This window comes from Paeniglutamicibacter psychrophenolicus (genome assembly GCF_017876575.1).
Lineage (GTDB): Bacteria > Actinomycetota > Actinomycetes > Actinomycetales > Micrococcaceae > Paeniglutamicibacter > Paeniglutamicibacter psychrophenolicus.
Window position 1 is genome coordinate 2,862,556 of sequence record NZ_JAGIOE010000001.1, and the last position, 19,351, is coordinate 2,881,906.

The 19,351-nt window shown below is 67.2% G+C and carries 18 protein-coding genes; 9 read left to right on the forward strand and 9 right to left on the reverse strand.

Annotated elements, in window-relative coordinates; translation table 11 throughout:
• Positions 1-90: 90 nt before the first annotated feature.
• From JOF46_RS12955 to serB, 3 genes are all read right to left on the reverse strand, one after another.
• A complete protein-coding gene (locus tag JOF46_RS12955) occupies positions 91-897 on the reverse strand; it encodes an isocitrate lyase/PEP mutase family protein (protein ID WP_209907708.1) in 807 nt (268 codons plus the stop codon).
• 325 nt (positions 898-1,222) lie between these two features.
• Positions 1,223-2,920: a VanW family protein gene (locus JOF46_RS12960; RefSeq protein ID WP_209907710.1), complete on the reverse strand. Its 1,698-nt coding sequence runs from the start codon at positions 2,918-2,920 to the stop codon at positions 1,223-1,225.
• A 162-nt stretch (positions 2,921-3,082) separates the two neighbouring features.
• Complete coding sequence (serB, locus tag JOF46_RS12965) at positions 3,083-3,988, reverse strand: phosphoserine phosphatase SerB (protein WP_209907712.1); 906 nt, start codon at positions 3,986-3,988, stop codon at positions 3,083-3,085.
• A 162-nt stretch (positions 3,989-4,150) separates the two neighbouring features.
• On the opposite strand from serB, the gene JOF46_RS12970 reads away from it, so the two are divergent.
• From JOF46_RS12970 to lplAB, 5 genes are all read left to right on the forward strand, one after another.
• On the forward strand, positions 4,151-4,936 hold the full coding sequence (locus JOF46_RS12970; RefSeq protein ID WP_209907714.1) for an ABC transporter ATP-binding protein: 786 nt from the start codon (positions 4,151-4,153) through the stop codon (positions 4,934-4,936).
• Positions 4,937-5,032: 96 nt separating this feature from the next.
• Positions 5,033-5,836 (forward strand): sulfite exporter TauE/SafE family protein, encoded by an 804-nt coding sequence (locus tag JOF46_RS12975; protein WP_209907715.1) that lies wholly within the window; start codon positions 5,033-5,035, stop codon positions 5,834-5,836.
• An 11-nt stretch (positions 5,837-5,847) separates the two neighbouring features.
• Positions 5,848-6,708 carry a TrmH family RNA methyltransferase gene (locus tag JOF46_RS12980; RefSeq protein ID WP_209911891.1) on the forward strand — a complete coding sequence of 287 codons (861 nt, stop codon included), beginning with the start codon at positions 5,848-5,850 and terminating at the stop codon, positions 6,706-6,708.
• 162 nt (positions 6,709-6,870) lie between these two features.
• Positions 6,871-7,128: a type B 50S ribosomal protein L31 gene (locus JOF46_RS12985; protein WP_105551416.1), complete on the forward strand. Its 258-nt coding sequence runs from the start codon at positions 6,871-6,873 to the stop codon at positions 7,126-7,128.
• A gap of 156 nt (positions 7,129-7,284) precedes the next feature.
• Entirely contained in the window at positions 7,285-8,352 is a 1,068-nt protein-coding gene (gene lplAB, locus JOF46_RS12990; protein WP_209907717.1) for a lipoate-protein ligase LplAB, read from the forward strand.
• Between the two features lie 46 nt (positions 8,353-8,398).
• Here lplAB and mtnN read toward each other — a convergent pair whose 3' ends face one another.
• From mtnN to JOF46_RS13015, 5 genes are all read right to left on the reverse strand, one after another.
• On the reverse strand, positions 8,399-9,169 hold the full coding sequence (gene mtnN, locus JOF46_RS12995) for a 5'-methylthioadenosine/S-adenosylhomocysteine nucleosidase (protein ID WP_209907719.1): 771 nt from the start codon (positions 9,167-9,169) through the stop codon (positions 8,399-8,401).
• Positions 9,166-9,633 carry an S-ribosylhomocysteine lyase gene (locus JOF46_RS13000; RefSeq protein WP_209907721.1) on the reverse strand — a complete coding sequence of 156 codons (468 nt, stop codon included), beginning with the start codon at positions 9,631-9,633 and terminating at the stop codon, positions 9,166-9,168. The genes mtnN and JOF46_RS13000 overlap by 4 nt, the downstream gene beginning before the upstream one ends.
• 213 nt (positions 9,634-9,846) lie before the next feature.
• Positions 9,847-11,220, reverse strand: a complete 1,374-nt coding sequence (locus tag JOF46_RS13005; protein WP_209907724.1) for an NAD-dependent succinate-semialdehyde dehydrogenase — start codon at positions 11,218-11,220, stop codon at positions 9,847-9,849.
• A gap of 109 nt (positions 11,221-11,329) precedes the next feature.
• Entirely contained in the window at positions 11,330-12,043 is a 714-nt protein-coding gene (locus tag JOF46_RS13010; RefSeq protein ID WP_209907726.1) for a VOC family protein, read from the reverse strand.
• Positions 12,044-12,152: 109 nt separating this feature from the next.
• Positions 12,153-12,806 (reverse strand): dihydrofolate reductase family protein, encoded by a 654-nt coding sequence (locus JOF46_RS13015; protein ID WP_209907728.1) that lies wholly within the window; start codon positions 12,804-12,806, stop codon positions 12,153-12,155.
• 230 nt (positions 12,807-13,036) lie between these two features.
• On the opposite strand from JOF46_RS13015, the gene JOF46_RS13020 reads away from it, so the two are divergent.
• The 3 genes from JOF46_RS13020 to JOF46_RS13030 are packed head-to-tail and all read left to right on the forward strand — an operon-like array spanning position 13,037 to position 14,700.
• Positions 13,037-13,480 (forward strand): hypothetical protein, encoded by a 444-nt coding sequence (locus JOF46_RS13020; RefSeq protein WP_209907730.1) that lies wholly within the window; start codon positions 13,037-13,039, stop codon positions 13,478-13,480.
• 59 nt (positions 13,481-13,539) lie between these two features.
• Complete coding sequence (locus JOF46_RS13025; protein WP_209907732.1) at positions 13,540-13,971, forward strand: VOC family protein; 432 nt, start codon at positions 13,540-13,542, stop codon at positions 13,969-13,971.
• A gap of 51 nt (positions 13,972-14,022) precedes the next feature.
• The gene (locus JOF46_RS13030) at positions 14,023-14,700 is read left to right on the forward strand and encodes an NADPH-dependent F420 reductase (protein WP_209907735.1); all 678 of its coding nucleotides are present in this window, start codon (positions 14,023-14,025) and stop codon (positions 14,698-14,700) included.
• A 67-nt stretch (positions 14,701-14,767) separates the two neighbouring features.
• Here the strand turns inward: JOF46_RS13030 and pepN are convergent, their stop codons facing one another.
• A complete protein-coding gene (gene pepN, locus JOF46_RS13035) occupies positions 14,768-17,407 on the reverse strand; it encodes an aminopeptidase N (RefSeq protein ID WP_209907737.1) in 2,640 nt (879 codons plus the stop codon).
• 688 nt (positions 17,408-18,095) lie between these two features.
• Here pepN and JOF46_RS13040 point away from each other — a divergent pair.
• Complete coding sequence (locus JOF46_RS13040) at positions 18,096-19,151, forward strand: beta-propeller fold lactonase family protein (protein WP_209907739.1); 1,056 nt, start codon at positions 18,096-18,098, stop codon at positions 19,149-19,151.
• The last annotated feature ends 200 nt before the right edge of the window (positions 19,152-19,351 follow it).

Below are 19,351 nucleotides of genomic sequence, written 5' to 3' on the forward strand. Positions count from 1 at the left end.
ACGGACCGCGGTCCGGCAACACTAGGGTCCCCGCTTCCCGTTATGGAAGCGGGGACCCTAGTGCGTGTGCGCCTTCGGGCCGGCGTCGGTTCAGCTGCCGAGCAGGCCATCGACGTTGGGTAGGCCCTCGAACCGGGTGAAGGTCCCTTCCCCGGCGATCTCCCGCGCGGCCCCCAGGAATCCGGCCCAGGCGGTGCGCGCCAGCGTGCCGCCCACGCTGATCCGGCGCACCCCGAGGCTCGCCGCTTGGGCGACGGTCATGAAGGGGGCGTTGACCAAGAGGTTGACCGGCTTGGGGGCAACCGCGGCAACGATCGCCGAGACATGCTCGATGGATTCGATCCGTGGGGCGTACAGGCAATCGGCGCCGGCCTCGGCAAAGGCACGCAGGCGGCGGATCGTCTCGTCGATGTCGGGGCGGCCATGGACGAAGCCCTCGGAGCGCCCGGTGAGCAGGACCCCGCTCCCGCTGCGGTCGATCGCCTCGCGCGCTGCCCGGATCCGTGCCACGGCCAGGTCAAAGCCGAACAGGGGATCTTCGGGGTCGCCCGAGGCGTCCTCGATGGACAGCCCCGCAACCCCCGTGGACACGGCCCTGGCGACGTTTGCCCCAACCTCGTCGGGATCGACCGCGTAGCCGCCCTCGAAGTCGGCGTTCACCGGGACCCCGACTGAATCCACGATGGTGCGCAGATGCGCGAGCACCTGGTCGACGCTTCCCGAGCGGTCGGGGTGGCCGGTCGTCCAGGCGAACCCCGAGCTGGTCGTCGCCAGCGCCTCAAAGCCCAGCTGTTCCAGGGCGCGGGCACTGCCGGCATCCCACGGGTTGGGCATCACGAAGCACCCCTCGGAGTGCAAGCGGCGGAACGCGGCGATACGGTCATCGGACCTTGACATGGCACACCCCTGATGTGGTTCGGTTCCCAGACTCTACGCGCGGGGCAAGGCCCCGACAAGGAGGTGCCCCCTCCGGTGCCGCTGCGGGGGAGCAGCGGACGGGGGCACCGGGCTCCAATCCCGGGCTCCGGCTGCCTGGACGGGGGAAGAACGGGGCCGTGACCGATGCACTTCAGCGGCCCACGGGTCCAGGCGTGAAACGACCCGTTGCCGACTCGGGGGGCGATGCCGCGATTTGGTCGGTGGGGGCGCAGGTGCAAAAGGAGGCGTCCGCCACCCGTTGTCGGGTGTCGGACGCCTCCTGGGACGGCGCTGCGGGCAGGCGCTAGGGCTTCTTGCCGCAGACGACCTTGTTCCAGGGCTGGTAGGTCCAGGACTTGGTTTCCGCTGGAAGGGTCTTGTCCGCCGAGCTGCGCGAGCGGGTGACGTTGATGGAGAAGCCCTTCTTGCCACCGCTTTCCGGCACGCAGTTCTTCGCCGGGTTGTAGGTGGTGCGCGGGTTGGTGAAGTTGTACTTCGCGCTCGAGGAGGACTTGACGGTCCAGTAGTCGGTGGACCACAGGCGAGTGTGCACCCGGCCGCCGCCGACCCAGGCCTCGATCATGACGGCGTACGGGGTGTTGTTCTTCCACTGCATGTCGACCTGGCCCTCCCAGAGGGTGGCCTCCCGGCCGGCGGGGTAGCGGTCGAACCAGCGGCTGTGGGGCTTGTGCGTGATGTCGTCGTACCCGGCCAGGAACCCGGCGTTGTACATCTGGGTGGAGATCTGCGACAGACCGCCGCCCACCGCCTCGGTGGCGAATCCGTTGACCACGACGCCGGAGCCGAAGTATCCGTTGGCCGCGGTGATCGGCCCCAGTGCCTTCTCCAGCGAGAAGGTCTCCCCGGGCTTCACCAGCACGCCGTTGAGGCGCCTGGAGCCGGCGTAGAGGTTCTTGGTGCGCACGGTGTCGGAGGCCGGGTACGGGGTGGAGAAGTTCACGATGGCTTCCTTCACGCCAAGCTTCTTCGCCGCCTCGGTGGTCAGCTCCGGAACGGTGGTAGCCAGCTTGACGTTGGCGGTGCGGTCCTTGTCCAGGGAGGCGGCCAGCACCAGCTTGTCCAGACCCTTCTCGTCGATGGACTTGCCGTTTTCCGAGGGAACGACGGTGGGCTTGCCGCCGGTGAGCACGATCCGTGCGTCCTTGGCGGAGGACTTGAACCCGTCGGAACCCTCGCTGGCGGCTTCGGCCAGCTTCTTGGGATCCAGGGACATGGCCACCGCGTCGTCGGCGACCTTGAACGATGCGGCGCCGGCCAGCTGCGCCGGGCTCAGCGAGGCGCTGGACTTCCCGTCGGTGAGCGTGATCGGGCCGTCGACCAGCGGCTTGGCCGTCTCGTCGAGCGCCTTTTCGAGCGTCTCCTGGGAGGTCTTGGGGGCGGTGAGCGTGGCCGGAAGCGCGATGGGGTCCGCGGCGTCGAACCAACAGTTGGCAAGCACCGACACCGACTCGTCCAGATTCAGCTCCACGCCGGTGACGGGCTTTTTCAGCACGGGCTTGGCGCCGTCGAAGGCCAGCGTGCCCTCGGTGGTCTTGGCCGCGAACTTCGGTGCCAGCGCCTCTACGGCGCCGCGAAGCTTGGCGTCGTCGACTTCCAGGACCGGCTCGATGTGCAGCTGGCCGGTGACGCGCTTGAGGAGGTTTGCCGGGTTCAGGTCGAAGCCGGTGAGCCCGTCGAGGGTCTGGTCGATGTCCACGCCCAGGCCCGCGGTGGCCGGATCGAGGGTTTCTTCCTTGCCGTTGACCGCCACGGTGATCTTCTTGGCGGCCTCGGGTGCGAGCTTGTGCTCGAGGACCTGGCGTGCTGCCTCGGCCGAGAGCGAGCCGACGTTGACCCCGTGCACCGTGGTGTTGGCGGGGATCTGCGAGCCTACAACGGCGGCGGCACCGGCGTACAGGCCGGCGGCCAGTGCAACGGATGCACCGGCGATGAGCCAGCCGCGACGTGACTTGCGTTCCGGGCCGCGCTGTCTGCGGCCCAATTCTTCACTAAGCAAAACGACTGGTTCTCTTCCATCGGGGGCACGCCGGCGTACCGTGACTTGGGTGGCGACGCACAGCACCATGGCCGTGCCGCCCTTTGCATCCTACCGGTGGGCTCCAAACGACGGAGTAATTAACCGGTGATTAGCAGCAAATTGTTATCAGATCCCTACCAAGTTGGCGATGATGTCCAGTCGCGGCAGGTCAATCCGGGCATCGGCGGCATCGCGCAGCAACGGCTTGGCGTTGAACGCGACCCCAAGCCCCGCGGCGCCGACCATGTCCAGGTCGTTGGCGCCGTCGCCGGCGGCGATGGTGTGTTCCATCGAGATGCCCAGCTCCTTGGCCCAGGTGCGCAACATCACTTCCTTGAAGGCGCGGTCCACGACCGTCCCGTTCACTGCCCCGGTCAGCTTGCCCTCGGCGATGACCAGGTCGTTGGCCCGGGCGAAATCCAGGCCGAGCTCTGCGGCCAGCGGATCAAGGATTTGGGCGAAGCCCCCGGAGACCACCGCGACGTGGTGTCCCGCGGCCTTGAAAGCCGCGATCAGTTCGGCGGCACCGTCGGACAGTTCCAGGCGCGCGCGCACCGCGTCGATCACCGCCGCATCAAGCCCCGCCAGCGTCGCCACGCGGGCGTGCAGCGAGGCGGCGAAGTCAAGCTCCCCGCGCATCGCGGACTCGGTGACAGCTGCAACCTCGGCCTCGCGGCCTGCATGGGCGGCGAGCAGCTCGATGACTTCCTGCTTGATCAGGGTCGAATCCACGTCCATCACCAGCAGCAGCTTCTTGGCGCGCACCAGTTCGGCCGGGACCACTGCGATCGCGGTGCCCCGCACCGCGGGATCCTCGGAGCGGGCCAGCTGGGCGTCCAACGGGTTCACCAGTGCGCGGAGCTGGCGCACCGTCCCGGCAACCTCCCAGCGTGCCCCGCTGCGCCCGGCGCCGGTGAACGCCGTCTCCTCGATGACCTCGTGGCCGGCCGCGGCCAGGGTGCGGCGCAGCCCGACGGGTTCGGGGCAGGAGGATGCGGCGGAATAAAAAACGATGAAGGCGGTGGATTGCATTCCTGTATTCTCCCGTGGCTTGGCGCGTTGGCCCAAAACGGTGTGTGGTTTGTTGCGCGGGGCACCGCGGCAGCAATGGCGCCGACTGGCCCGGGCACCGCGGCGGCGGGCCGGCCGGGTCCGGTTGGGCCAAAGCCGGGTCACTGGCCTAGTGTTTTACCCATGAATGAAGTGCTGGGCCTGGCCGACGTCTCCGTGGTACGCGGACGCAAAGACTTACTGACCGATATCAACTGGCAGGTAAAGGAGGGCGAGCGTTGGGTGGTGCTGGGGCCCAACGGCGCCGGAAAAACCACGCTGCTGCAGATCGCCGGTGCCCGCATGCACCCCACGCGCGGCGTGGCAGGGGTGCTGGGCGAGGTGCTCGGGGCGGTCGACGTCTTTGAGCTGCGCCCGCGCATCGGCCTGTCTTCCGCGGCGCTGGCCAACCACATCCCCGAGGGCGAGAACGTGCTCAACGTCGTGCTGACCGCCTCCTACGGGATGACCGGGCGCTGGCGCGAGGCCTACGAGAAGATGGACGAGCGCCGCGCGTTCGCCCTGCTCCACGACTGGGGCATGTCCACCATGATCAACCGCCCCTTCGCGACCCTTTCCGAGGGGGAGCGCAAGCGCGTGCAGATCGCCCGGGCGCTGATGACCGACCCGGAACTGCTGCTGCTCGACGAGCCCGGAGCCGGACTGGATTTGGCCGGCCGCGAGGACCTTGTCGCGCGGCTTTCCGAACTTGCCGCCGACGAGGAGGCCCCGGCAATGGTGCTGGTGACCCACCACCTCGAGGAGGTGCCGCCGGGCTTCACCCACGTGTTGCTGTTGCGCGAGGGCCGCGTGGTCGCCGCCGGCCCCATCGAGACGACGTTGACCGAGGAGAACCTCTCGGAGACCTTCAACACGCCCCTGAGCCTGCGGGCCGAGGGCGGGCGCTACAGCGCCGTCGCCAAACGCTAGCCCCGGCGGACCTTTGAGGTGTGCCGCATCCCGCTTCCGGGGTGCGGCACACCTGTTCCGAAGCACATTCCAACTATTTCAGGAGCGGTATCCGGCGTGGACTTGTGGCGCGACATCATCATCTTCTTCGCGGGCCTCTGGGCAGGGACCATCAACACCATCGTCGGTTCCGGAACCCTGGTCACCTTCCCGGTGCTGGTCGCCCTGGGGTTCGCCCCGGTCAACGCGGTGGTCTCCAACGCCATGGGCCTGGTCGCCGGCGGCTTCTCCGGGGCATGGGGCTACCGGCGGGAGGCCGCAAGCGTCTGGCGGACGATGCTCAAGCTGGTCCCGGTCTCCCTGGTCGGCGGGCTGATCGGCGCCTGGCTGCTGCTGCACCTTCCCGACACCGTGTTCGGCTACGTCGCCCCGGTGCTGATCGTGCTGGCACTGCTGCTGGTGATCTTCCAGCCGCGGCTCTCGGCCTGGGCGAAGTCGCGGCAGGCCGCCAGCGTCGGGATCAACCCGGCGGAGGCCGACAAGTCGCACGTGAGCATCCTGCTCTACGTGCTGGTCTTCCTCATCGGCATCTACGGCGGCTACTTCACCGCCGCCCAGGGCATCTTGCTGATGGCCGTGTTCGGGATCTTCCTGCACGCCTCGCTGCAGCAGTCCAATGCCATCAAGGTGGTGCTGTCCCTGGTGGTGAACCTGGTCGCGGCGATCTCCTACCTGATCTTCGCCCCGGAACGCATCCACTGGCCGGTGGTGCTGCTGATCGCCGTGGGCTCGCTCATCGGCGGGTTCATCGGGGCCAAGGTCGGGCGCAGGCTCTCCCCGGGCTGGTTGCGCGCGGTCATCGTGGTGCTGGGACTGGTGGCACTGGCCAACATGGTCGCCAAGCTCTTCATGGGTTCCTGATGCCCCCGGGAATGGAGGCCGAGGCGGCAGTCCGCGCGGCAGCCGGCCCCGGCCTGGGTCGGCGGCTGGTGTTCCTGCACACGGCCGGGGACCCGCGGATCGCCGACTACGTGGCGCTCTCCGATGCAGCACTGCGCCAGCAGGCGGACCCGGCCGCCGGGCGCTACATCGCCGAGGGCGCCAAGGTCATCGGCCGCGCCCTGGCCGCAGGGCACAGCCCGCGCTCCTTCTTCATGGCGCCCAAGCGGCTGGCCGGGCTCGCCGACGTGCTGGAGGCGCACCCTCAGGTGCCGGTGTTCGTCGGGCCCGACGAGGTCCTTGAGGCGGTCACCGGGTTCCACCTGCACCGCGGCGCCCTGGCGTCCATGCACCGGCCCGCTCCGCTGGAGCTTGCCGACGTCCTGCGCACGGCAAGCCGGGTCGCGGTGCTCGAGGACATGGTCGACCACACCAACCTGGGCGCGATCTTCCGCTCCGCCGCAGCCCTGGGCATCGATGCGGTGCTGCTGACCCCGCGCAGCGCCGACCCGCTGTACCGCCGGGCCGTGCGGGTGTCCATGGGCGCGGTGTTCCGGGTCCCGTGGGTGCGCCTGGAATCCTGGCCCGGGGACATGCAGGTGCTTTCGGCGGCCGGATTCCAGGTCGCGGCGATGGAACTGACCGAACGTGCCGAGCACATCGACGCCGTGGCCGCGCTGGATATCCCCAGGCTTGCCCTGGTGCTTGGCACCGAGGGCGCCGGGGTCAGCGACGCGGTGCTGGAGGCAGCGGACCGGCACATGATGATCCCCATGCGACCGGGCACCGATTCGCTCAACGTGGCGGCCGCCGCCGCGCTCGCATTCTGGGAACTGCGCCGCCGCACCCCCTGAACCCCGGGGCCGGCGTGCCTGGAACCGTCGTGCGACCTGCGCGCGAATTGCGGAATCCTTGGGTGCTTCGGCTACACTGGAACGTCGGCTTCGTGATCCCGCAAGCCGGTTTTGCACATTTGGTCGCTGGCAAAATCCAGTGACGTGAACAAAGGTTTTTCCATGAAGGCTGATATCCACCCGCAGTACAACACGATCGTGTTCAACGACCTCGCCTCGGGCGAGAAGTTCCTGACGCGCTCGACCGCGAAGAGCAACAAGACCATCGAGTGGGAAGACGGCAACACCTACCCGGTCATCGACGTCGAAATCTCGGCTGCCTCGCACCCGTTCTACACCGGCAAGCAGCGCATCATGGACTCGGCCGGCCGCGTCGAGCGCTTCAACGCACGCTTCAAGGGCTTCGGCGGCAAGAAGTAATTCTTCCCCCGCAACGCCTGCACACGGGACCTTTCCTTCGGGAAGGTCCCGTTGCTGTTTAACCCGCCGCATCCGGCATCGGAAACCGGGCCCCCGGCGGGCCGGCAACGGGGACGGCTTGGCGGGGTGCGGTTCCCGGTGGATAGGATGGAGTCCATGACACAGGGCTATACGCATCATGGTGAATACAAGGTGGTCGGCGGCAAGTTGGTGGTCGTCGACCTGCTGGTGGCGGACGGGAAGATTGCCGTCGCCTCGCTGAACGGGGACTTCTTCCTGGAGCCCGACGAGGCATTGGTCGACCTGAACGAGGCCCTGGCCGGCCTGCCGGAAAACGTCGAACACTCGGTGGTGCGCGATGCCGTGGCCGCGGGGCTGCGCGAGGGAGCGGTGATGTTCGGCTTCGACGCCGACGCCGTGGCCCGGGTGGTGCGCCGCGCACTGGGCCATGCCACGGCCTGGGCCGACCACCGCTGGGAAGTCATCGGACCCGAGACGATGCCGATCATCGAGAACGTGGCCCTCGACGAGGTGCTGGCCCGCCAGATCGCCTCCGGGGAACGCGGCCCGAGCCTGCGCATCTGGGACTGGAACGACTCGGGCGTGGTGATCGGCTCCTTCCAGTCGGTCCGCAACGAGGTCGATGCGCAGGCAGCGGCCGAGCACGGCATCCAGGTCATCCGGCGGATCAGCGGGGGAGGCGCGATGTTCATGGAGGCGGGCAACTGCATCACCTACTCGCTCTACGTGCCCTCTTCGCTGGTCGACGGGATGAGTTTCGCCGATTCCTACCCGTTCCTCGACGCCTGGGTCATGGAGGCGCTGGCCTCGATCGGCATCAAGGCGCACTACAAGCCGCTGAATGACATCGCCACCGCCGCCGGGAAGATCGGCGGGGCCGCGCAGAAGCGGCTGGCCGGCGGAGTGGTGCTGCACCACGTGACCATGAGCTACGACATCGACGCGGAAAAAATGGTCAAGGTGCTGCGCATCGGCCGCGAAAAGATCTCCGACAAGGGCATCACCTCGGCGGTCAAGCGCGTGGACCCGCTCAAGAGCCAGTCGCAGCTCAGCCGGGCGGAAATCATCGCCGCCATGATGGACACGTTCACCCGCCGCTACGAAGCTTCCACCGGCGTGATCGATGCGGCCACGCGGGATGCCGCCCGGGCGCTGGCTGCCTCGAAGTTCGCCACCGAGGCCTGGACCGCACGGGTCCCGTAACCGGTGCCGTCCGCGCAGGCAGTGCACGGACGGGAACCGGAGGGGGTCAGGCCGGGGCCAGCACGCCGTCTTCACGCGGCGACCGTGCACCGTGCCACGACTTCAGGACGGCGCAGGTGATCGCCGCCGAGCGTTCGGCTGCGTCATCGACGTGGGTCAGGAAGTCGGCGTCGGAGGCGGGCCCGCAGAGATCCGAGATCCCGCGGATTGCCAGGAACGGGGCGCCGAACGAGGCACAGGTCTGGGCGATCGCGGAGGATTCCATGTCGGTGGCCAGCACGCCGTCGAACTGCTCCTTGATGACGGCGGAGCGCTCGTGGCCGACGAAGGAGTAGCTGGAGACCAGCAGACCGTGGTGGACGGTGTCCACGATTCCGTGTCCCGGGGTGCCGATGTCGCTGGCCTCGAGCAGGGCCTGCGGCACCGGGTAGGAGGCGGGCATGCCCGGGACCTGCCCGAGCTCGTAGCCGAAGGCGCGTGCATCGGCATCGGCATTGATGACCACCGAGCCGACGACGACGTCTCCCACCCGCACGGTGTTGCCCAGTCCTCCGGCACTTCCGGCGCTGATGACCAGGGGCGCGGGGGCCCCGGGGGCTTCCCGGCCTGCGCGCAGCAGTGCCGCGGTGGCGGCGCCGGTCGCATTGACCAGGCCGATGCCGCCGCGCACGAAGAGCGCATTGAGCCCGTCAAGGGTGCCGGTGCGCTGGATCGAGTTGCCGATGCGCACCTCGTCGCCCAGCGAGGAGGCACGCTCGAGGAACGGGAGGGTTTCCTCCTCCATGGCGGTGATGACCACGACGTCAATCGGGCTCACGCGGTGACCTGTTCCCAGGCGGCACGCTGGGCCAGGAAGGCGCGTGCGGCGTCCTGGGCGTCGGCGAGCGAGTGGTTTTCGCCCCAGCCGCACTGGATCTCGTTGGCCGCGGGGACCTCGGTGGCCTTGAGCACATCGGTGAGGGTGGCCTCGATGAGGTTCGCGGTTCCCGGGACATCGGGTTCGCCCTGCAGGATCAGGTAGTAGCCGGTCTGGCAGCCCATGGGGGAGAAATCGATGACGGAGTCGGAGTGGTTGCGGGAGGACTCGGCGAAAAGGTGCTCGAGGGAGTGGATCGCCTTCATCTCCAGGTGCGCAACATTCGGCTGGGTGAATCGCACGTCATATTTGGTAATGACGTCCCCCTGCGGGAGCACCTTGCGGTCCGCGACGCGCACATAGGGTGCCGCGACCGTGCGGTGGTCGAGGTTGAAGGACTCAACATTCATGCGTTCAGGGTTCATGGTTGCGCTTTCCTGCCGGTGTTTTGGTCCCGGGCCGGCTCGGGCCCGGTTCTTCCACCACCAATTCTATCGGGCACCCGCGGATCGGCCATGGCCGGGCCGCTTGCCTCCGGGCCACGGGGCCCAATTCGCGGGGTGCCGCCGGCGGGCATGGCATGGTTCGAAACTGCCGAACCGCACCATGCCCGCCGGGTCCCGCGGGGAAGCTGCGCGCTAGCCGCGGAAGGTGACCAGCTTGCGGTTCACGAACTCCTCCATGCCGTACTTGCCCAGCTCGCGGCCGACGCCCGAGCGCTTCACGCCGCCGAAGGGAAGCTCGGCGGCGGACCCGCTGGTCTGGTTGATCGAGACCATGCCGACCTCCAGCTGCCGGGCGATTGAGTGCGCCCGGTCCATGTCCTGGGTCTGGATCGAGGCGCCCAGCCCGTAGGCCGAGCTGTTGGCCAGGGCAACGGCCTGCGCGTCGCCGGAGACCTTGTAGAGCACCGCGACCGGGCCGAAGAGCTCCTCGGTGTAGGCGCGCATCTCTTCGGTGACATCGGCCAGCACCGTCGGGGCGAAGAACGATCCGTCGCCCTGGAGGGGAGCGCCGCCGGCGAGCACCGTGGCGCCCTTGTCGATGGCATCTTGCACCTGGGCCGCCAGGGAGTCCCTGGCAGCGGCGGAGGACAGCGGACCCAGGAAGGTTTCCGGGTGTGCCGGGTCCCCGACCTTGATGCCGGCGACAGCGCCGGTGAAGTCCTCGACGAACTCGTCGTAGACCGACGCGTCGACGATGATGCGCTTGGCCGCGTTGCAGGCCTGGCCGGTGTTGCCGAAGCGGCCCGCCATGGCCTGCTTGGCCGCACGCTTCACGTTGGCGTCCTCCAACACCAGGAACGGGTCGGAGCCGCCGAGCTCCAGCACGACCTTCTTCAGGTTGGCCCCGGCAATTGCCGCGACTGCCGATCCGGCGCGCTCGGAACCGGTGAGCGAGACGCCCTGGATGCGGGGATCTGCGATCACGTCGGCGACCTGGTCGTTGGTGGCGAAGACGTTGACGTAGGCGCCGGCCGGGGCACCGGCGTCGGCGAAGATCCGCTCCATGGCCAGCGCGGACTCGGGGCACTGCGGGGCGTGCTTGAGCAGGATGGTGTTGCCGTTCATCAGGTTCGGCGCGGCGAAGCGGGCGACCTGGTAGTAGGGGAAGTTCCACGGCATGATGCCCAGCAGCACGCCCACGCCCTCCTTGCGGATCACCGCGGTGCCGCCGGAGGCCACCTCCAGCTGCTCGTCTTGAAGGAACTTCTCGCCGTTGGCCGCGTAGTACCGGTAGATCGAGACGGTGATGTCGATTTCCTTGCCGGACTGGAAGATCGGCTTGCCCATTTCGCGGGTGATGATCGCGGCAAGCTCGTCTCGGCGTTCCTCGTAGAGGTCCGCGACGCGGTCCAGCAGGGCGGCGCGGGTAGCGATGGCCGAGGTGTTCCAGGTGCCGAAGGCGTCATGGGCGCGGGCCAGGGCGGCCTGGATGTCGGGATCGGTGGCCGAGGGGTAGGTTGCCTCGACGATGCCGGTGGCGGGATTGGTGACAGCGTAAACACTCATGGGCACTCCTTGGAACGGCAGAACAGGGTTGTCCTGCCACCGTATGCCACGTGTGCGCCCGATCACCAACCGGCCGAGGGCGTGCCGTCTCCGCTGCGACGGATCCAGGCTAGCTTGCGGGCAGCACGCAGAATTCGTTGCCCGAGGGATCCTGGTAGATGCGCCAGCGAAGCACGCCCCAGTCCGGGTGCAGTTCCCGCCCGCCGCGTGCAACGATTCCGGCCGCAACCGCCTCGGGGTCCTCGCCAGCTTCCAGGCGCAGATCCAGGTGCGTCCGGTTCTTCGCGCCCGCCTTGGGTGCCGGCTCCTGGCACAGCGCCAGCAGGGGGCCGCACCTCGAGGGGTGGCGAAGGGTCCGCGGGTCATCGTCGAGCGCGGTCCATCCCGTCAGCCAGGCCCAGAAACCGGCGTCCCTCTCGGGGTCGGCGCTGTCCAGGGGAAGGGCGGCGATGGGCCCGGTGTCGCGGTATGCGGCTCGGTCTTCCATCACGCAGAATGCGTTGGATTCCGGATCTCCCAGCACTGCCCACGGGACATCTCCCTGCCCGATGTCCAGGCGCCCGGCCCCGAGCGCCAGCGCCGCGGAAACCACCGAGTCCCGTTCCGCCCCGCCGCGCAGATCCAGGTGCAGTCTCACCGGATCCCGTGGCGGCTCGGGAACCGGCTGGAAGCACAGATCCAGGGTCGGGCCGCCGGGGACCGACATCCGGGTCTCGAAACCTTCCGGGGTGTCGGCGAGCTGTTCGCAGCCCAGCAGTTCCTGCCAAAAGCGCCCGAGGCGCTGTGGGTCGACCGCGTCGAAAACGATGTTTTCCAGATACATGGGGCCAAGACTACTCCCCGAGTGAACCGGTTGTTCGGGCAACCGGCACCTGCCGGCGCAGTTCCCGGGCCGGGGCTTGGGAGGGCCCCGGCGTCCGGGAGGAAGCGAATCAGGCCCGCAGCAGGCGCACGTGGAAGGCTCCCTCGCCCTGTTGCGACTCGGCCACCCGGTAGCCGTCCGCGGCCCAGTTGCCGGTGAACAGCCATTCGCCTGCACCCAGCAGCACCGGGGCGAACGCCAAGTGCAGCTCGTCGACCAGCCCAGCGGCCACCGCCGCGCGCACCGTGGCCACGCCGCCACCGAGCCGGATGTCGCCGCCGTGCGCGGCTCCGCGGGCCGCTTCGAGCGCTGCGGGCAGCCCGTCGGTCACGAAGTGGAAGGTGGTGCCGCCGGACATCGGAAGCGGATCGCGTGGATGGTGGGTGAGCACGAAGACGTCGTGCCCGTAGGGCGGGGATTCGCCCCACCAGCCGCGCCAGGAGGCGGCCTCGTCGTCTGCGTCCCAGGGGCCGCGGATGGGTCCGAACATATTCCGGCCCATGACGGTCGCGCCGATCCCCGCATCCCCGGCCCGCAGCCACGCATCGTCCGTCCCGGAGCTCCCGCCGGGTTCGCCGCTGCGCTCGTGCCAGTATGCGGTGGAGAACACCCACCTGTGCAGCTCTTCCCCGCGCACGCCGAGCGGGTCGTTGACGCCCTGGTTGATGCCGGCGCCGTAGCCATCGATCGAGACGCTGAAATTGTGGACCCTGACCCTTGACATGGTGTCCTCGCTTGGCCGTCGTTGTTGCTGACAGGCGCGGGCCTGCCTATGTCCGCCACCAGCATAGAACCAGACCCTGGTCCAGCCAAGCAGCGAGAACACCCGTCGTTTTGGTGATGTCCGGAATGTGGGGCGCCAGCGGTGTCGCATGGACGAGGTCCATTGGCCCGGACACACGACGTCGTCTTACCCGACCATTCCGTCAGTGGCACTGGGTAATATCTGGAAGCATGGAAAAGCCACTGCAGCCCCTTTACGACGACGAACATTGCGAAGTGAACCGAGAAATTTTCTGGGGCCAAAAAGAATTGGGGCAGGCCCTTGGAATCACGGCCGTTCATGTGGGCGATCTGCTGCGCTCGGTGGGCCTGCTGATGCCGGAGGGGAAAGACGCGACACCGGAAGCCTTGGACTCCCAAGCCGCCATATATGCAACCGTCAAGACCGCCGACGGATTCCACCGGTATCCACGATGGAACAAGGATCTGGTGTTGGAACCCCTGGCCCGGGCCCTGAGGGACATGCCAAAGCCGCTGCCGAGAAACCGACCGCAAGCCAAACAGCCCAGGAGTGTCACAGACTCCAGTCAATCGTTGGTTGAACGCGTCGCCTTGTTGGAACGCCGGCTGGAAACACTGGAGCGTGCCCTGTGGGGCACCGCTGCAAAGCCCTAACGCAAACGCCAATTTGACCGCACCTTGAATCGGGCGCTCTGGCGGAATAGCGTGTGCCCATGGACCTCTCTATTCAAATCACCGTCGACAGCGCCAACCCGCACCGGCAGGCCGTGTGGTGGGCCGAAACGCTGGGCTGGACCGTGGAGCCCAGCGACCCGGACTTCATCCAGAAGATGATCGACGAGGGCCATGCCAGCGAGGACGAGACGCTGATCTTCGACGGCGAGCTGGCGTGGCGCAGCGGGGCCGGGATCTGCCCGCTGGACCAGCTGGGGAAGGTGCCGCGCCAGCGGATCCTCTTCCAGCTGGTGCCCGAGCCCAAGACGGTGAAGAACCGGGTCCACCTCGACCTTGACCTGGGCGACATCGACGAGGTGCGCGGCAAGCTGCTTACCCGCGGGGCGACGTACCTGCACGCCGCGGCGCAGGGTCCCTTCACCTGGTACACGCTGGCCGACCCGGAGGGCAACGAGTTCTGCATCCGGTAGGCCCGCTCGTGGACCTGCCCAAAAATAAAACGCCAAACAGGAAGTTCAGCCATGAAGATTGCAGTGCTGGGAACCGGCACCGTCGGACGCACGTTCGCGGCACGGCTGGCCGAACTGGGCCACGCCGTCACCCTTGGCACCTGCGACCCGGCGGCCACCGCTTCGCGCACCGAACCCGACGCCATGGGCGCCGCTCCGTTTGCGCCCTGGGCGGCGGGGAACCCCGGCATCTTTCTGGCAACATTTGCCGACGCCGCTGCCGGGGCCGAGCTCATCGTCAACGCAACGCACGGGGCCGCGTCCCTGGACGTGCTGGCCCTGGCCGGGGCCGGCAACCTTGGGGGGAAGATCATCCTGGACGTTGCCAACCCGCTGGATTTCGGCCACGGGATGCCGCCGACCCTGCTGGTCAAGGACAGCGATTCGCTGGGAGAACAGATCCAGCGCGCCTATCCGGCGGCACGGGTCGTCAAATCCCTGAACACCGTCACCGCCGGGCTGATGGCACACCCGGAGAGGCTGCCCGAACCGGGCACGGTCTTCGTCTCCGGGAACGATTCCGACGCCAAGGACACCGTCACCGGGATCCTGGCGGACTTCGGCCACCGGGACGTGATCGACCTGGGCGACATCACCACAGCACGCGGCGCAGAAATGCTCATGCCGATCTGGCTGCGCCTCTGGGGCGCATTGGGGAGCGCGGAGTTCAACTTCAAGATCGTCCGCTGAGACGCAGACATCGAGCCGGCCGGACACAGGAATCCGACCGGTTCGATGTTCACGAAACTTCCCGAAGCTAGCCGGCGCTAAGGGCCTGGGCGGCCAGGGAGCGGGCGAGGGAGTCGCGTTGCTCCACCAGGATCCGGCGCAGCGCCCGCGGGGCGTCGGGGGCTTGCTCGAGCCAGGCATCCAGCCGGGCCATGACCGGGTGCACGCCGTCAAGGCCCAGATCCTGGGCGGCGGGGAAGAGCCCGGAAATCACGCGGGTGGCCATGCCGATGCTCATCGACTCCCAGATGCCCTCGAGCGCCGGCCAGTACTCCCGGTAGTGACCGTCGAGCAGCTCGTGGGGCCCGAGCAGGAATCCGGCGGCGGTCGCGGAGACCGCCTCGTTGGACAGGGCCGAGCCGTCGGCGTTCACCCCGGTGAGCACCGCGTTGAACGCGGCCGTCTTCACGGAGCGCTCCGGGCGCGCGGCCAGGGCCAGCAGACGCCCGGCGGTGGCCACGGCCGAGGGGTGCGCGAGCGCGTCGGCCTCGAGCCGGGCCAGGGAAGCCTCGTCCAGGGTTCCTCCGGCGGCCTTGGCCGCCCACAGGGCCCAGCGCAGGTCCTCGTCAAGCTCCAGGCCCGCGAAGCGTTCCTCGCCGGCCAACAGGGAATCGACGATCTCCCCGGCGACCGAACCGCGGGCCAGCACGGCCAGGGCGCGGGCCGCGGCGACCTGCGCGTCGCTTCCCGGTGCGGCGCGATCCAGCCATTCGGTGATGGCGTCGGCCAGGGCCCGGCGCTCGGCATCCCGCAGCGCCGGGGGCAGGTAGTGGGTGATGGCGGTGGTGGCCTGGGTGAGCAGCTGCGCAAAGACCGAGACCTCGGTGACCGATTCGGCGTGGGCGCGCACCGCGGCCAGGAACTCGGGGGCCGGAAGCTTCGCGTCGCGGACCATGTTCCACAGCGCGGCCCAGCAGGTGGCCCGGGCCAGCGGGTCGGCCAGCGTGCCCAGGTTGCCCAGCAGCGTGGCCAGGGAAACCTCGTCGAAGTCCACCATGGCGTAGGTGTCGTCCCCGTCGTTGGGCAGGATCAGATCCGGGCGCGGTTCCCCGGCCAGGAATGGCAGGGCCACGCCGCTTCCAATCAGTTCCACCCGGTGGGTCGCGGTGCGCACCAGGGCGCCGTCGATGATGTTGAACAGGCCCACGTTCAGCACGTGCGGGTGGGTGATGGGGGTCCCGGTGATCGGGTCGGTTCCCGATTGGGTGAGTGTTGCGGAGGTGATCTTCCCGTCGGCCAGTTGCAGGTCCAGCCCCAGGCGCGGGACCCCGGCGGTCTTCAGCCACGCGTCGGCCCACGCGCCCATGTCGCGTCCCGAGGCCGCCTCGAGTGCGGAGAGGAAGTCGGTGAGCGTGGTGTTGGCGTATTCGTGGGCGCGGAAGTAGGTGCGGGCGGCGTCGCGGAAGGCTTCGGCCCCCACGTAGGCGGCCAACTGCTTGAGCACGGATGCGCCCTTGGCGTAGGTGATGCCGTCGAAGTTCTGCTTCGCGGCCTCCAGATCGGTGATGTCCGCGACGATGGGGTGGGTGGAGGGCAGCTGGTCGGCCACGTACGCCCAGCCCTTGCGGCGGTTGGCGAAGGTGGTCCAGGCCGTGGTGAACGTGGTGGCCTCCGCGTTGGCCAGGGTGCCGATGTAGTCGGCGAAGGACTCCTTGAGCCACAGATCGTCCCACCAGGACATGGTGACCAGGTCGCCGAACCACATGTGCACCATCTCGTGCATCAGCGTGTTCGAGCGCTGCTCGTGCTGCGCCTCCGTGGCCCGGGAGGTGAACAGGTAGTGCTCGGTGAAGGTGACCAGCCCGGGGTTTTCCATGGCGCCGAGGTTGTATTCGGGTACGAACGCCGAGTCGTACTTGCCCCACGGGTAGGGGTAGTCGAAGAGCTCGTGGAAGTAGTCAAGCCCGGTCTTGGTCAGCGCCAGGATGTTTTCCGGATCGAAGTGCTCCGCCAGCGAGGCGCGGCAGGTGGCGTTCAGCGGGATCACCAGCTCGGTGCCGTCATCAAGGGTGCGGGAGTAGGAATCGGTGGCCACGAAGTAGGGGCCGGCGAGCACCGTGGTGATGTAGGTGGAGATCGGCAGGGTCGGGGCAAAGTGCGTGGTCGCGGTGCCGTCCCCGTGGTCTTCGACGCGGGCGGGGGCCTGGTTGGAGCCGACGTGCCAGCCTTCGGGGGCCCGCACGATGAAGGTGAAGGGGGCCTTGAGATCGGGCTGTTCGAAGTTCGCGTATACGCGTCGGGCATCTGCTGGTTCGAACTGGGTGTAGCAGTACGTCTGCCCGTCGGCCGGGTCCACGTAGCGGTGCAATCCCTCACCGCTGCGCGAGTACCGTGCGTGGCCATCGACGACAAGGGTGTTGGGGGAGTCCACGCCCTGGACCAGGTCCTCGAGGTAGATGCGCGAGCCGGAGACGGCCTGCCCCGGGTCGACCGGGGCGCCGTTGAGCGTGATCGACTCGATGGATTCATGGATGAAGTCCAGGAAGGTGCCAGTGGTGCCGTTGGCCTCGAGCACCAGCGTCGTCCTGGAACGGTAACCGGACACGGCCGGGTCCTGCACGGCCGAGAGGTCGAGCTCCACCCGGTAGGAGAGCACCTTCAGGGTTTGGGCGCGCCACGCCGCCTCGTCGCGCGAAAGGTTTTCGTTCTGGCCCGGGGTTCTAGTCATGTGATCCACCTGACTATTCAAACATGAAACGAGCGCTTGACAATGTCGTGTCTCAAATTGGTCGCAGGCACGCCCCAAAGTTGCGTGGCGCCGATGTAATTCCGGTGAATGGGTGATGCAGGGTCCCACCTCGTTCCCTCATTCGCCGATCATGCCAACCACGGTGACGTCGAATCGACTCGACCGGCAATTTCATGCCCGGGTGCGATATCAATCATTGGATTTTCGGAAGCGTGCCTCGGCCGACACAAGGCAGAAGTCTTTTGGGGCTCCCGGGCCAGTGACTGCCATTCCGGCTCGGTCCGGGAGGGACTATTTTGTCGAAGGGCCCCACCTGTGGTCCAACGCAGGGCCATTGCCGAGACGATGACCATGCCCGTTCGTGGGCAAGCATTTGGCTGCGGCTTGAGCACGCCGATCCCTTCGGAGTCCACCGTGCTCATTGAACGGGAGCCGAGGGTCCGGATCGTGCGGCGAAACTTTGGATGCAAGTGAACGATCCTGCCCATTTCCTCGTCTTAGTGGGTGGAGGCGGTTCTGGGCGCAATTCTCTGCGCCTTGAGCACGGAGTTGCCATGACTGCGTTCCCTGCGGAACCGGTCAGTCACGTCAGTCGAATCTTTCGACGTGCCTCAGCCGCCACGTCGGTCCTGATCTCAAGAACAAACCCACAGAGGAGCCACACTTCATGAACAAACGGATCATCACGACCATGGCGTCGCTATCCCTGACAGCGCTTGCCCTTACCGGCTGCGGCGCCGCAACAGACACCCCCGGCGCAAAATCCCCATCCACGGGTGCCGCTGCCGGTTCGGACCAGGCGGCTCCCGAATACAGTGGAACAGCGTTTGACGCAAAGATTACCAACAACTCCCTGGCGGTGAGCCCTGATGAGAAGACCGCGGTAGTCTCGGACAGCCGCGAAAATTCGATCCTGGTCTATGACCTGGCCAAAGGTGGGCTGCTCAAGAAAATCGGTGGCTTTGGCACGCCGCGGAACATCGTGTTTATCAATGAAGGCTCGCAATTTGTCGTCTCTGACAGCACCCTGGGAACCCTCCGTTTCTACAGCACGGAGGACCATACATTGCAGGATGAAGTCGTTGTCGGGCCGGGAGCATTCGGAACGGCGGTAAGTCCGGATGGAAAGACCATGTATGTGAACAACCAGGCACATAGCTCCGTCACGGTCGTCGATCTTGAGGCACGGAAAGCGACCGACGTTATCACCGGTTTTTCCCGGCCAAGGCAAGGAATCAAGGTATCCCCGGACGGAAAACGCGTATTTGTGACGAACTTCGAGGGCGACAAGGTCACCGTTGTCGATGCCGACAGCAGGAAGATTCTTCGCGAACTCACCGGTTTCTCCAAGATCCGGGGAATCTCGGTGACGGCTGACGGGAACACGCTGTATGCCGCAAACAGCGGGCGCAACAGTATCTCCGTGGTCGACTCACGGAACGGGGACATAACGAATGAAATTGAAGTCGGCCGCGAACCGTACGGTGCAGCACTGTCGCCGGACGGCACAATACTTTTTGCCAGCAACAAGGCGGACAACACAATCGACGTCATCGACGCCACCAAAAACACGATCGTGAAGACTCTCAAGGGTTTCAAGGAGCCACGACAGGCAATTGTCTTCAGCCGCGGCCAGGATCGTGCGTACGTGTTGAACCGGGACCTTTCTGTTGCCCGTGTCCAACTAGGCGACCTTTCCCTGACGGACACGATCCGGGAATAGACCGGAGAAGGCAGGCCGCTTCCGTACCTGAACGTGCATATTCAAATACGCGTAGGGGCAGGGATAGAGGAAGCCCCCGAGGTGTGGATGGGTATCCCCGAAGGATCCAAACGGATACCCATCCCGGATCTTCAAAAGAACCTGGAAGGCGGGAACGCCACCCTTCCTTTGCATGCGTCGGTGAAGGGACCGCTACCGGC

Excerpts from the sequence above, each read along its gene's own strand:
- JOF46_RS12955 (WP_209907708.1), bottom strand. The coding sequence starts at position 897 with ATGTCAAGGTCCGATGACCGTATCGCCGCGTTCCGCCGCTTGCACTCC.
- serB (WP_209907712.1), bottom strand. The coding sequence starts at position 3,988 with ATGCAATCCACCGCCTTCATCGTTTTTTATTCCGCCGCATCCTCCTGC.
- JOF46_RS12970 (WP_209907714.1), top strand. The coding sequence starts at position 4,151 with ATGAATGAAGTGCTGGGCCTGGCCGACGTCTCCGTGGTACGCGGACGC.
- JOF46_RS12980 (WP_209911891.1), top strand. The coding sequence starts at position 5,848 with ATGGAGGCCGAGGCGGCAGTCCGCGCGGCAGCCGGCCCCGGCCTGGGT.
- JOF46_RS12985 (WP_105551416.1), top strand. The coding sequence starts at position 6,871 with ATGAAGGCTGATATCCACCCGCAGTACAACACGATCGTGTTCAACGAC.
- lplAB (WP_209907717.1), top strand. The coding sequence starts at position 7,285 with ATGACACAGGGCTATACGCATCATGGTGAATACAAGGTGGTCGGCGGC.
- JOF46_RS13000 (WP_209907721.1), bottom strand. The coding sequence starts at position 9,633 with ATGAACCCTGAACGCATGAATGTTGAGTCCTTCAACCTCGACCACCGC.
- JOF46_RS13005 (WP_209907724.1), bottom strand. The coding sequence starts at position 11,220 with ATGAGTGTTTACGCTGTCACCAATCCCGCCACCGGCATCGTCGAGGCA.
- JOF46_RS13010 (WP_209907726.1), bottom strand. The coding sequence starts at position 12,043 with ATGTATCTGGAAAACATCGTTTTCGACGCGGTCGACCCACAGCGCCTC.
- JOF46_RS13015 (WP_209907728.1), bottom strand. The coding sequence starts at position 12,806 with ATGTCAAGGGTCAGGGTCCACAATTTCAGCGTCTCGATCGATGGCTAC.
- JOF46_RS13020 (WP_209907730.1), top strand. The coding sequence starts at position 13,037 with ATGGAAAAGCCACTGCAGCCCCTTTACGACGACGAACATTGCGAAGTG.
- JOF46_RS13025 (WP_209907732.1), top strand. The coding sequence starts at position 13,540 with ATGGACCTCTCTATTCAAATCACCGTCGACAGCGCCAACCCGCACCGG.
- JOF46_RS13030 (WP_209907735.1), top strand. The coding sequence starts at position 14,023 with ATGAAGATTGCAGTGCTGGGAACCGGCACCGTCGGACGCACGTTCGCG.
- pepN (WP_209907737.1), bottom strand. The coding sequence starts at position 17,407 with ATGACTAGAACCCCGGGCCAGAACGAAAACCTTTCGCGCGACGAGGCG.
- JOF46_RS13040 (WP_209907739.1), top strand. The coding sequence starts at position 18,096 with ATGAACAAACGGATCATCACGACCATGGCGTCGCTATCCCTGACAGCG.